Consider the following 12,749-nt stretch of genomic DNA (forward strand, 5'->3'; position numbering starts at 1 on the left):
GGGACAATGGACTTCGGATTCACCACGGCGGCCTATGTGGTCGCGGCTGTTCTCTTCATCCTTTCCCTGGGCGGGCTCTCCGGCCAGGAAAGCGCGAAACGGGCCGTCTGGTACGGGATCGCCGGTATGGCGCTGGCGGTCTTCGCCACGCTCATCGGCCCCGGCGCGGGTCTCTGGCTGCTGTCGATCATCCTGATCGTCGCGGGCGGGGCCATCGGCTGGTACGTCGCCAAGAAGGTCGAGATGACCGAGATGCCGCAGCTTGTCGCGGCCATGCACTCGCTTGTCGGCCTCGCGGCGGTCTTCGTCGGCTTCAATGCGCATTTCACCATGAAAGCGGTGGCCAAGGCGCAGGCGGCCGGCACGGAAATCCACGGCACCTTTGCGGAGCTCGTGGCGCATAAGACCCCGGTCGAGCTCAACATCCTGTCGGTCGAGCTTTTCCTTGGCATCTTCATCGGTGCGGTGACCTTCACCGGCTCCGTCATCGCCTATGGAAAACTGGCGGGCAAGGTGACCTCTGCGGCCAAGAAACTGCCGGGCGGGCATATGCTGAACGCGGCAGCCGCCGGCCTGTCGGTCATCTGCCTGATCTGGTACGTGTCGACGGGCGGCTTCTTCCCGCTGATCCTGATGACGCTGGCCGCGCTCTTCATCGGCTATCACCTGATCATGGGCATCGGCGGCGCCGATATGCCCGTGGTGGTGTCGATGCTGAACAGCTACTCCGGCTGGGCGGCCGCGGCCATCGGCTTCTCCCTCGGCAACGACCTGCTGATCGTGGTCGGCGCGCTGGTCGGCTCCTCCGGTGCGATCCTGTCCTACATCATGTGCAAGGCCATGAACCGGTCCTTCGTGTCGGTGATCCTCGGCGGCTTCGGCGGCACGGCTGGCCCGGCGATGGAGGTCGAGGGCGAACAGGTGGCAATCGACGTCGACGGCGTCGCCAATGCGCTGGACGAAGCCGATAGTGTCATCATCGTGCCGGGCTACGGCATGGCGGTGGCCCAGGCGCAGCAGAACGTGGCCGAGCTGACCCGCAAACTGCGCGGTCAGGGCAAGGAAGTCCGCTTCGCGATCCATCCGGTCGCGGGCCGTCTGCCGGGCCATATGAACGTGCTGCTGGCCGAGGCCAAGGTGCCCTATGACATCGTGCTGGAGATGGACGAGATCAACGAGGACTTCCCGGAGACGGATGTGGTCATCGTGATCGGCTCCAACGACATCGTGAACCCGGCGGCGCAGGACGACCCGAACTCTCCCATCGCGGGCATGCCCGTGCTGGAGGTCTGGAAAGCCAAAAACGTCTTCGTCTCCAAGCGGGGGCAGGGCACCGGCTATTCCGGCATCGAGAATCCGCTCTTCTACAAGGAGAACACGCGGATGTATTACGGCGATGCCAAGGACTCCATCGGGGCGCTGCTGTCCAAGCTGGGCTGATCCATTGGGACGTAAAGCAAAGGGCGGCCTGCACGGGCCGCCCTTTGTCATGCGCGGGCATTGTGTCGGGTCAGCCTTCGACAAATGTGACGCCGGCCATGACGTGGCGGCTGAGGGAATTTGTTGCCGCGGCAATCCGCTGCGCTGCCGAGGTTGCGGCCGACAGGGCGCTTTGCAGCCGGCCGGGTATCGGGAAACTGGGCAGAACGACGTTCTGAAACGTCCGACCGGAGTCAAAAATATTCGAAAAATGCAAAAGATGTCCGTTGAACTGGCCTGAGGCGCCGGTCACGCCCGTGATTGCATAGGTAAACGGTGTCGCATGCAGCCCATGCTTACCGGCGACGGTCTGCGGGATAACGGAGTAATCGTAGAGAAACGGGATGACAGCGATCCCGCGCGAGTCGAATTGGGTCGAAAAGGCGGAATAGGCACTGGGCGCGGGCGGATCACCCGCATCAGCGCTGAGAATCGACGCGGCCTGATCGGGCCGCCAGATCTCAAGCGGCGCGTGGCCGCCCCGCGACCCGCGAGGCTCCAGCCCGCGCCGACCGCTGAGCTCGGACCCGGTAATATAGGTGATAGATGCCCCGCCGCCGGCGCGACCGCTGGTCTTGATTGCAAGGAAATAGCCCGGATTAATAGCCGATTTTAACGTCATGGCGAATCCTGCATTTTGTCGGAATAGATGTATGAATACGGACAAGCCTGTAAGAAAAAGGCGCATCTGTCTAATGGAATTCGCGGCGGAGGTTTTTCGGGCGGCGCCGTGCCGGCCTGTTCAGCCTGCAGCGACGGGCGAATTATGAAAAGCGGCGATTACCTGCGGTTGCCTTTCGCACCCGCTGATATCGCGGTAACAGGGGGGCTCTCCGATTGCAGCAGGCCCATTCATGAAATTTCGACCAAAATTTCGAAAATGTGCCCTCGAAGTAGAGCGGAACGGCTGGTACCGGCAGCTGGACCGTCATTTTGTCGCCTTCCGTCAGCGTGGGCCGCGTCTGGTCGTGACGTTCGACAATATGAAAAGCCGCGACATGCCCGGCCCCCGCTATCCCTGGGGGTGGAGCTTTGTCGAAGCGAAGGGGGCGTCGCATCTGGGCATCTGCATGTCCCGCCGCAATGACTGGTTCCGCCATCCCAGCCTGTTCGACCTGTTCGATGAATTGCAGCAGCAGGATTTCTTCAGGGATTTCGACGATGTGGTCTTTTATGGCTCCTCCATGGGCGGGTACGGCGCCCTGGCCTTTGCTGCGGCCGCGCCTGGATCGCGTGTCGTGGCCTTTGTGCCGCAGACAACGCTCTGCCCGACCCTCGTGCCTTTCGAAACCCGCTTTGCCAATGGCCGTAAGCGCGGCGATTACGAGGACAGGCGCTATGTCGATGGCCGGGACGGCGCCCTTGCGGCATCACATGTGTCGATCTTTTACGACCCCTATCATGCGCCCGACCAAAAGCATGTGGAACGGCTGGCGCCGGCGAACCTGACCCTCTTCCGCGCGCCCTTCATGGGGCACAAGGTGCCCCGCGTGCTGCGACTGATGGGCAACCTGCGGAATATCAGTTCCGCAGCGCTTGAAAATCAGCTGACCGAAGCGGATTTCCGGGCAGAATTGCGGGGTCGGAAGGAAAAGTATTACTTCGTCAAACGCCTGCTGAACGAGGCGCTTGAACGCGGACATGACGATCTGGTTGCCCGCGCTCTGGCCCGGGCCGAAGCCCGCACCGGGCGGTCCATGGCCTATTTCCGCGATGAGGAGGACTGATCGGGTTATTCGGCGGGCACCGCGTTCAGGTCGTTTTCGCCGGTGCGGTTTGCGTCGATCAGCCGGTGCGCGACCAGCCCGCCGACACCGATTGAGAGCAGCGCAAGGATCGCGGCCAGCCCCAGCGTCGGCACGCCCGCCAGACCGGCACCCACGGTGCAGCCCGCCGCCAGAACGCCGCCGAACCCCATGAGCACGGCGCCGGTCAGGTAACGGCCGGTCTGGGCCGGGCTCTCGAAGCTCTGCCATTTGAACGCGCCGGTGAGGAGCGCGGCCAGCAGCCCGCCCGCCAGCGCGCCGCCGATCAGCCCGGTGCCAAAGCCCGCAGGCACGGCGGTGGAGGCGATGGTCCAGAACAGGCCCTCGGTCATCGGCGCGATGAAGGACAGGCTCTCCAGCGTGATCGGGTCAAACTCGTCATAAAGCACATAGCCCGTGCCGACCCAGCCCAGCGGCACCAGCGCGCCGATCAGCGCCGCCAAGACCAGACGCCCGGCGGGGTTGCCGGAGCGCGGCACGAAGGCCAGCGCGGCGATCGCCAGCAGGGCGGTCCAGACCAGCGCACCGCCTGGCAGGCCCGCCAGCGTGCCCGCATCGCCGACATTGACGGTGACGGAGGAGAGCGCTGTGCGCAGCGGCGACAGCACGCCTTTCAGCGTCGCATGGGCCACCACCGCAAAGACCGCCAGCACCAGCAGCGCCCGCAGGTTGCCCGCGCCGGTCAGCACCGCCAGCCGGGAGATGCAGCCCCGTGTCAGCACCATGCCCAGACCAAAGAGCAGCCCGCCCAGCGTGATCGCCAGCACCGGGATCTCTGACACCGTGTAGCGATGCCCCGCGAAGTCGATCAGCCCGGTGAAGACGGCCGCCTGCGTCCCGATCACCGCCACGGCCAGCGCCAGCGCCCAGACGCCGCGGGCCTCCCGCCGGTCTTCGCCGATCAGCGCCCGGCGGAAACAGAACTTGGTCAGCGCGGCCAGCACGCCAAAAGCAAGGCCGAGGCCAAGCGCAAACCAGACCGACACCTGCTGTGGCGTCGCATTCTCAAACCCGAGCGTTTCGAACATGGGGAGCTCCTGAAACTGGAATATTCGTCTCATATCCGCCGATATGAATACGTATCAAGTGTAACGCCCGCGTGAGAGGGGCGCGCGGGCGGGAAATTATTCCGATATCCGGCAGAGGGGCGGAGGTTATTCTTGAACCGCTCCGATCGCAGAACAGCCGCGCCGGCGGGACCCGTGCCCGCCGGATGCCGGCCTTATTTTCAGCGGCCCCGGATCCGCGGGTCCAGCGCGTCGCGCAGCCCGTCGCCAAGGTAGTTCACCGACAGCACCGTCAGCGAGATCGCGGCGCCGGGCAGGATCACCCGCTCCGGGTTCTGCTGCATGTAATCGACCGCATCGAAAAGCAGACGGCCCCAGGTCGGGAAGTCGGGCGGGAAGCCGAGACCGAGGAACGACAGGGCGGATTCCGTGATGATCGCATTGGCGATCCCCAGCGTGGCCGACACCACGATGGGCGAGATCACATTGGGCAGGATATGCCGCACGATCATCATTACATTGGTTGTCCCGATGGAGCGCGCGGCCAGAACGAATTCCCGTTCCTTCAGCGCCAGCACATCGCCGCGCACGATCCGCGCCGTGGGCATCCAGGAGGTGACGCCGATGGCGACCACGATCAGGATAAAAATCCCTGTCTCCGGCCCGAAGGAGGCATTCAGCGGCTCCCGGAAGAGCAGCACCATGACCAAGAGCAGCGGCAACAGCGGCAGGGCAAGGAACAGGTCCGTCAGCCGCATCAGCACATTGTCGAGCGATTTGAAATAGCCCGCCACAACGCCCACGAGGGAGCCAAGGAACAGCGCCAGCAGCATCGCGGTGATGCCCACCGACATCGACACCTGCCCGCCCGCCATCATCCGCGCCAGCATATCGCGGCCCAGCTGATCGGTGCCGAAGGGATGCGCCAGGGACGGCCCCTGATTGCGGGCCCGGATGTCGATAAAGGTCGCGTCATAGGGCCAGAACAGCGGCCCGAGGAAGACCAGCAGCACGATGAGCAGGAAGACGATCCCGCCCACCATCGCGCCCTTGTGGTGGCGGAACTGGGCCCAGACCTCGCTCCACTGGCTGCGCGGCGGGTTGGAGGGCAGGGGGGCGGTCAGCACATCCGTGGCCTGTACGCCACCGGGGCCGGGTTCCATCAGGTGATCGTTGTCTTCAGTCATAGCGGATCCGGGGGTCGAGAATGCCGTAGAGCACGTCGGCGATCAGGTTAAAGAGCACGATCAGAACGGCGAAGATAAAGGTCAGCGTCTGCACCATCGGCAGGTCATTGGCCTGGATCGCGGTGATCAGCAGCTGGCCGATCCCGTTCACCTTGAACACCTGTTCGGTGATGATCGCCCCGCCAAAGATCTGCGGGATACCAAGCGCGATGACCGTCACCACCGGGATCATGGAGTTGCGCACAACATGGCTGAGCACCACCGCGCGTTCGCCAAGACCCTTGGCCCGCGCCGTGCGCACATAATCCTGGTTGAGGTTGTCGAGCATCGAGCCACGCATGAACCGCGCGATCTGCGCCGTGATCTGCAATGCCAGTACCATGACCGGCATGATCATCTGGCGAAGCTGGTAGACAAAGCTGTCCCAGTCCACCACGCGGTGGGTCGTGTCATAGATCGACGGGAACCAGCCCAGGATGACCGAAAAGACCACGATCGCCAGCACGCCGGAAAAGAACGGCGGCACCGAAAAGCCGATCATCGACACGAAAGTCCCGACGTTGTCGAAGACCGAATACTGCCGGTAGGCCGAATAGATACCGATGGGCAGGGCGATCAGCACCGCAACCACATAGGCCGTGCCCACAACCCAGAGCGTCTGGGGGATCCGTTGCATCACGATATCCATGACCGGAGAGCGGGTCTGCCAGCTGAGAACCCGCAGCTGACCGGCGCTGAAATCGGTGCCGAAAATCCAGTCGACCAGCACCTTGGGCTCGTTCCAGAAGAACTGCACGATCCATTTCCAGTACTGGATGTACCAGGCATCGCCCAGGCCAAGCGCTTCGCGCATTTTTTCCTTCACCTCTGGCGGCACGGTCAGCGGCACCTGCGCCATCGGGTCGCCCGGGGCCAGCTGCAGCAGGCCAAAGATGACCAGCGAAATGAAGAGGAGGGTGGGGATCGCAAGGATCAGGCGCCGGATCGTGAAGGTCAGCATGTCTGCGGTCCTTCAGGGGCGGGAACGGGAAGACGTGACGTCAAGGAATTGGCTCCGTTCGGGGGCTGCATTTGGCAACCATCCTTGCACGAAGGCTGGCAAACGCAGTCCACAGAATGAAAAATGCCCCCGCGCAGATGCACGGGGGCACAGAACTGATGAATTAACCGTCGATCCGGTACCAGTCGGCAACGTTCCACAGCTCGGAGTCCCAGGTGTTCAGGACAACGCCGCCGAGGGAGTTGGAATGGGCGGAGACGCGGCCACGGTCAACCAGCGGCACGATCGTGTAGCTGTCTTTGGTCAGCATGTCGTTGAGCTTTTTGGCAAGCTCTGCCCGCTTCTCGATCTCGCCGGTCTTGCCCAGTTCGGCGACAAGCGCGTCATATTCCGGGTCGCAGTAGCGGTTGATGTTCGTACCCTGCCACTGCGAGGAAGGCTTGGGCGCCTTTTCGCAGGTATAGGCGGCCAGATAGGCTTCGGGATCGGTGCCGTCGAAGTTGTTGGCGTACATTTCCACGTCCGCATAGAACTTCTGGAAGGTATCCGGGGAGCCCGGGTCACCACCGAAGAAGACGGAGCCGGAGACGTTGCGCAGCTCGGTCTCGACGCCGATCTCCTGCCACCACTGCTTGATCAGGGCTTGGAAGTCCTGACGCACGGCGTTGGTGGAGGTCTGGTAGAGCAGCTTGAACTTCATGCCGTCTTTTTCGCGGATGCCATCGGCGCCCACGGTCCAGCCGGCCTCTTCCAGCAGCGCCTTGGCGCCTTCGATGTCCTGCGTCATGCAGTCGGTGTTGTCCGACGCATAGATTTCCGGCGCGGGCACCAGGTTACAGGTCGGGCGACCCGCCTGGCCGTAGCCGATTTCCACCAGCAGCTCGCGGTCGATCGCCATGGAGAGGGCCTTGCGGACATTCACATCGGACAGGATCGGGTGCGGATGCGCCTCGGTGGAACGCTCGCCTTCGGGCAGGGAGGGCGAGGGATCGGTCATGTTCATCTCGATCCGCTCAACCAGCGTCCCGAAGGCCGAAACGGCCGTGCCTTTGCCAGCGGCGGCCATCTTCTCGATGACTTCCGGGGCCAGCTGCAGGTTCCAGGCGTAGTCGAATTCGCCGGTTTCCAGAACCGCACGACCCGCGGCCGCCGCGTCGCCGCCGCCTTTGAAGGTCATGGTCGCGAAGGCGGGTTTTGCCGGGTCGCGGTAGTTCGGGTTCGCGGACAGCGAGATCACGTCGTTCGGCTTGAATTCGTCAACGACGAAGGGGCCGGTGCCGATCGGGCCGAAGTTGGCCTCGGTGCATTCAGGCGCGCGGGCGCCCAGGCATTCGGCAAACTGTGCCGCCTGCAGGATCGGCGACTGGCCGCCCATGAACGGGCCATAGGGGTTCGGCTTGGGTTCGGAGAAATGCACGACGATGGTCAGATCGTCCGGCGTTTCAATCTCCGACACGCCTTCGAACTTGGACAGCTGCGCGCAGCCGCCTTCGGGATGCATGCAGTAGTCGGCGGTGAATTTCACGTCAGCCGAGGTCACGGGGGAGCCATCGGACCACGTCAGGCCCTCTTTCAGCTTCCAGGTGATCGTTTTCAGGTCTTCGGTCACGCCACCGTTTTCGATGGTCGGGATCTCTTCCGCCAGAAAGGCAACCATATTGCCGTCCTGGTCGAACCGGCCGAGCGGTTCGATGACGATGGAGGAGGATTCGATATCCTTCGTCCCGCCGGACAGATAGGGGTTCAGGATCGAGGGCGCCTGCCAGTAAATGACATTGACGTGCCCGTCTTCGCCACGCTCCGCAAAGGCGGCAGGCGCCATTGCCGATGCGGCGACGGCGCCGAGCAGCAGGGATTTGAGCTTCATGCTTCTCTCCGTTGTTGGACTGCCAGGCCGCTTCTTCCGGCGACCGGGCCTTGATCGTGGAGCACGCAACCACACGCGCACCCCACGGGTGTCGGTATCGAAAAGCGGATTCGTTCAAATTGCAAGCCCGGTGACCGGCGGACCTTTGGTAAACCGTCGACCGCGTTTGACAATTTGCGCAAACCCTCGCTAGCGTCATGCTGTCAGTAGAGACAGGACCCCCATGCTGGACCAGACCCCCACGCCGGAGACCGCCGGCCAGACCCCAATTGCCCGTATCGAAAACCTGCGGGTGTCGTTCCAGACCAAGGACGGGGAGGTCTTTGGCGTCCAGGACGTGTCCTTCTCCGTAAATCCGGGGGAAACGGTCTGCATCGTGGGCGAATCCGGTTCGGGCAAATCCGTCTCCTCCCTGTCGCTGATGCGGCTGGTGGAATATGGCGGCGGCAAGATCGCCGGCGGGCACCTGTTCTTTGACCGCCAGAAGGGCGGAGAGCTGGATATTGCCAAGGCAGATCAGGGGCTTATGCGCACGATCCGGGGCAATGAGATCGGCATGATCTTTCAGGAGCCGATGACGGCCCTGAACCCTGTTTTTACCATCGGCCGCCAGCTGACCGAAGGCCTGCGCCTGCATGAGGACCTGTCGAAAGACGAGGCTAACAAGCGCGCGATCGAGCTTCTGCGGGAGGTTCGTATCCCCGAACCCGAGCGCCGGATGAAGCAATATCCGCATGAGCTTTCGGGCGGCATGCGCCAGCGCGTCGTGATCGCCATGGCCCTTGCCTGCAAGCCGCGCCTGCTGATCGCGGATGAACCGACCACCGCCCTGGACGTGACAATTCAGGCAGAGATTCTTGCCCTGATGGACCGGCTGAAGCGCGAAACCGGCACGGCGGTGATGTTCATCACCCATGACATGGCCGTCGTCGCCCAGATGGCCGACCGCGTCGTCGTCATGTTCCGCGGCCACAAGGTCGAAGAAGGCCCGGTTGCTGAAATTTTCAGCAATCCACAGCACGATTATACAAAGGCGCTTTTGGCGGCCGTGCCGAAGCTGGGCGAGATGAAGGGCAAGGATGCGCCGGAACCGATGCGCCTGCTCGGCAAGGATATGGGAGAGGTCAAACCGATCACCGGCTCGTCAGAGCTGTTGCTCAGCGTCAAGAACCTCGTGACCCGCTTCCCGGTAAAGGGCGGCTTCTTCCGCCGCACCGTCGCCAATGTCCATGCGGTTGAAGATATCTCCTTTGATATCAAGAAGGGTCAGACCCTCAGCCTTGTCGGCGAGTCGGGCTGCGGCAAATCCTCTGCCGGGCGGTCGCTGCTGCGGCTGGTGGAACCGATGTCGGGTGAGGTGCGCCTCGACGGTAAGGATATCATGTCGCTGAACCCGCGCGATCTGCGGAAAGCGCGCCTCGACATGCAGATGATCTTTCAGGATCCCTTTGCCTCGCTGAACCCGCAGATGATGCTGCGCGATCAGGTGGCAGAGCCCATGCACAATTACGGCACCCATTCCGGCAAGGAGATGGAAGACCGCATCGCCATGTTGTTTGACCGGGTGGAACTGCCGCGCAGCTTTATGCGCCGCTATCCGCACGAATTGTCCGGCGGTCAGCGTCAGCGCGTCGCCATCGCCCGCGCGCTCGCCCTGAACCCCAAGCTGATTGTCGCGGATGAAGCTGTCTCCGCGCTCGACGTCTCCGTTCAGGCGCAGGTGCTGAACCTGATGATGGAATTGCAGGCGGAGCTGGGGCTGTCCTTCCTCTTCATCTCTCACGATATGGCCGTGGTCGAACGGGTCAGCCACCGCGTCGGCGTCATGTATCTGGGCCGGATCGTTGAGATCGGGTCGCGCCGCGCGGTCTTTGAAGACCCGCGCCATCCCTACACCCAGGCGCTGATGAAGGCGGTTCCGATTGCCGATCCGACGCGCCGCAAATCCGAACGGGAGCTGAACTTCAAGCCGATCCCGTCGCCCATCCACGATCTCGACTACACGCCCGAGCCCTCTGTCTACGAACAGGTCGGCGACGACCATTATGTCCTGACGACTGACAGCGGATATTAAGAAATGCCCGAATTGCTGACCCCCTATCAGATCATGGAGCGTCTGGTGGGGTTCCCCACGGTGTCACGTGACACCAACCTTCCCCTGATCGACTGGGTGGAGGGCTATCTGCAATCCCACGGCGTCGAAACCCGCCGCCATATCCATGCCGATGAGCCCAAGGCCGGCCTCTGGGCCCATGCCGGACCGATGGAGGAAGGCGGCGTCGTCCTGTCCGGCCATACGGATGTGGTGCCGGTGGACGGGCAGAACTGGTCCTCCGACCCTTTCACCGTGACCGAACGCGACGGGCGCTATTACGGGCGCGGCTGCTGCGACATGAAGAGCTTTGACGCCCTGGCGATCTGGGCCGTGGTCGAGGCGCAGCGGAATGGCACCAAACGCCCGCTCCAGCTGGCCTTCACCTATGACGAGGAGGTCGGGCTGATCGGCGCTGACCCGCTGCTGGTCGATCTGGGCGATGCCTTCCCCAAAGCCTCCGCCGCCATCATCGGGGAACCGACCACCATGCAGGCCGTCACCGGCCACAAGGGCGGCATGGCCTGGACGATGCATTTCCACGGCTATGAGATCCATTCCTCCCTCTCGCATCGCGGCGTCTCCGCCATCATGGAGGGCGCGAAGCTGATCCAATGGGCCAATGAGGTGAATGCCGAAAGCGCTGCCGCCACGCCCAATGAGATCAACGCACTGTTTGATCCGCCCTGGTCCAACCTGCATGTCGGAATGATCACGGGCGGAACGGCGCATAATATCACTGCCAAGGACTGCGAATTTGTCTTCTCCGTCCGCGTGGTGCCGGGCGACGATCCCGCCGCCTGGAAAAAGCGTATCCTCGACAAGGTCGCGGAGATCGAGGCGGAGATGAAGGCGATCCGCCCCGAAGCCTGGATCGAAGTCACCGAACGTTTCGCCGGGCCCGGGCTGATGGCAGAACCCGGCGGGGCGGCGGAAACGCTGGTGCGTCAGGTCACCGGCGACAATGGCACGCATGTCGTCAGCTACGGGACCGAGGCGGGCTATTTCCAGAAACACGGATTTGATTCCGTGGTCTGCGGGCCGGGTGACATCGAACAGGCCCACCAGCCCGACGAATATATCGAAGTGGCGCAGTTCGAGGCGGGGCATGATTTCATGAAGCGCCTGCTCGACCGTCTCAAGTCTGTCTGAAGCAGGAGCATCCCATGCCAGTGAAGAACCGTTTCGCCGAACTCCTGCCGGAGATCACCGCCTGGCGCCATGATTTCCACGAAAACCCCGAGATCCTTTATGAGGTGCATCGCACCGCCGGAATCGTCGCCGAAAAGCTGCGCGACTTCGGCTGTGACGAGGTGGTCGAAGGCCTCGGGCGCACCGGCGTTGTCGGCGTGATCCGGGGCACGGGCGCAGGGACCAGGACCATCGGGTTGCGCGCCGATATGGACGCCCTGCCGATGACGGAAATCACCGGCCTGCCGCATGCTTCCAAAATACCCGGCGCCATGCATGCCTGCGGCCATGACGGCCACACGGCCATGCTGCTGGGCGCGGCCAAATACCTTTGCGAGACCCGCCGCTTCGCGGGCACCGTCGTTGTCATTTTCCAGCCCGCCGAAGAGGGCGGCGCGGGGGCCAAGGCCATGTGCGACGACGGTCTGATGGACCGCTTTGGCGTCGATGAGGTCTATGGCCTGCACAATATGCCCGGCCTCCCCGCCGGGCAGTTCGCGATCCGGCCCGGCGCGCTGCTGGCCTCTGCCGATGAATTCCGCATCTGGGTGGACGGCAAGGGCGGCCACGGGGCCGCGCCCCAGACGGCAATCGACCCGGTCGTGGCCTCTGCCCAGGTCATCTTGGCCCTGCAAAGCATCGCCAGCCGCAATGCCGACCCGGTCAAATCGGTGGTGGTGTCGGTCTGCGCCCTGCGGTCAGATACCGAGGCGTTCAATATCATCCCCGGCTCTGTCTTCCTGCGCGGCACCTTCCGCACGCTGGATCCTGAGATGCGCACCCTCACCGAACGCCGCCTGCGGGAGATCGTGACCGCCACGGCGGAGGCCTATGGTGCCACCGCCCGGATCGAGCTCGACACAGCCGCCGCCGTCACGATGAATGCCGCCGAGCAGACCGAATTCGCCGCCGAGGTGGCAGAGTCCATCGCGGGCCATGTCACCCGTGACACGCCCCCCGTCATGGCCGGAGAGGATTTCTCCTTCATGCTGGAAGAACGCCCCGGCGCCTATATCTTCATGGGGAACGGGGACACGGCCGCCGTGCATCACCCCGCCTATGATTTCAACGACGAGGCCATTCCGGCCGGCTGCAGCTGGTTTGCCGAGCTCGTCGAAAAACGCATGCCGGCGCTCTGAGCGCGCGGCGAGAAGGAGAGT

Annotated in this window: 10 protein-coding genes; 5 read left to right on the forward strand and 5 right to left on the reverse strand. The window is 63.4% G+C overall.

Going from position 1 to position 12,749, the window contains the following annotated elements:
* Window positions 1-6 precede the first annotated feature (6 nt).
* Window positions 7-1,440 carry an NAD(P)(+) transhydrogenase (Re/Si-specific) subunit beta gene (locus ACRARG_RS16850; protein WP_432691263.1) on the forward strand — a complete coding sequence of 478 codons (1,434 nt, stop codon included), beginning with the start codon at window positions 7-9 and terminating at the stop codon, window positions 1,438-1,440.
* Window positions 1,441-1,510: 70 nt separating this feature from the next.
* Here the strand turns inward: ACRARG_RS16850 and ACRARG_RS16855 are convergent, their stop codons facing one another.
* Window positions 1,511-2,101 carry a hypothetical protein gene (locus ACRARG_RS16855; protein WP_432691265.1) on the reverse strand — a complete coding sequence of 197 codons (591 nt, stop codon included), beginning with the start codon at window positions 2,099-2,101 and terminating at the stop codon, window positions 1,511-1,513.
* Between the two features lie 232 nt (window positions 2,102-2,333).
* Between ACRARG_RS16855 and ACRARG_RS16860 the strand changes: the two genes are divergently transcribed.
* Entirely contained in the window at window positions 2,334-3,206 is an 873-nt protein-coding gene (locus tag ACRARG_RS16860; protein WP_432691267.1) for a hypothetical protein, read from the forward strand.
* A 5-nt stretch (window positions 3,207-3,211) separates the two neighbouring features.
* On the opposite strand, the gene ACRARG_RS16865 is transcribed toward ACRARG_RS16860, so the two are convergent.
* The 4 genes from ACRARG_RS16865 to ACRARG_RS16880 all read right to left on the reverse strand — a co-directional run bounded on the left by ACRARG_RS16865 (window position 3,212) and on the right by ACRARG_RS16880 (window position 8,306).
* Window positions 3,212-4,273 (reverse strand): YeeE/YedE thiosulfate transporter family protein, encoded by a 1,062-nt coding sequence (locus tag ACRARG_RS16865; protein ID WP_432691268.1) that lies wholly within the window; start codon window positions 4,271-4,273, stop codon window positions 3,212-3,214.
* Window positions 4,274-4,473: 200 nt separating this feature from the next.
* Entirely contained in the window at window positions 4,474-5,415 is a 942-nt protein-coding gene (locus ACRARG_RS16870; RefSeq protein WP_432691391.1) for an ABC transporter permease, read from the reverse strand.
* Between the two features lie 16 nt (window positions 5,416-5,431).
* Window positions 5,432-6,439, reverse strand: a complete 1,008-nt coding sequence (locus tag ACRARG_RS16875) for an ABC transporter permease (protein WP_432691269.1) — start codon at window positions 6,437-6,439, stop codon at window positions 5,432-5,434.
* 163 nt (window positions 6,440-6,602) lie between these two features.
* Window positions 6,603-8,306 (reverse strand): peptide ABC transporter substrate-binding protein, encoded by a 1,704-nt coding sequence (locus ACRARG_RS16880; protein ID WP_432691270.1) that lies wholly within the window; start codon window positions 8,304-8,306, stop codon window positions 6,603-6,605.
* A gap of 223 nt (window positions 8,307-8,529) precedes the next feature.
* On the opposite strand from ACRARG_RS16880, the gene ACRARG_RS16885 reads away from it, so the two are divergent.
* Genes ACRARG_RS16885 through ACRARG_RS16895 form a run of 3 tightly spaced genes read left to right on the forward strand, consistent with a single transcriptional unit; the run spans window position 8,530 to window position 12,728 of the window.
* On the forward strand, window positions 8,530-10,380 hold the full coding sequence (locus tag ACRARG_RS16885; protein WP_432691271.1) for an ABC transporter ATP-binding protein: 1,851 nt from the start codon (window positions 8,530-8,532) through the stop codon (window positions 10,378-10,380).
* A 3-nt stretch (window positions 10,381-10,383) separates the two neighbouring features.
* A complete protein-coding gene (gene argE, locus ACRARG_RS16890) occupies window positions 10,384-11,550 on the forward strand; it encodes an acetylornithine deacetylase (protein ID WP_432691272.1) in 1,167 nt (388 codons plus the stop codon).
* Window positions 11,551-11,564: 14 nt separating this feature from the next.
* On the forward strand, window positions 11,565-12,728 hold the full coding sequence (locus ACRARG_RS16895; protein WP_432691273.1) for a M20 aminoacylase family protein: 1,164 nt from the start codon (window positions 11,565-11,567) through the stop codon (window positions 12,726-12,728).
* The last annotated feature ends 21 nt before the right edge of the window (window positions 12,729-12,749 follow it).

The sequence above is a fragment of the Pseudooceanicola profundi genome, assembly GCF_050897955.1.
GTDB lineage: Bacteria > Pseudomonadota > Alphaproteobacteria > Rhodobacterales > Rhodobacteraceae > Pseudooceanicola.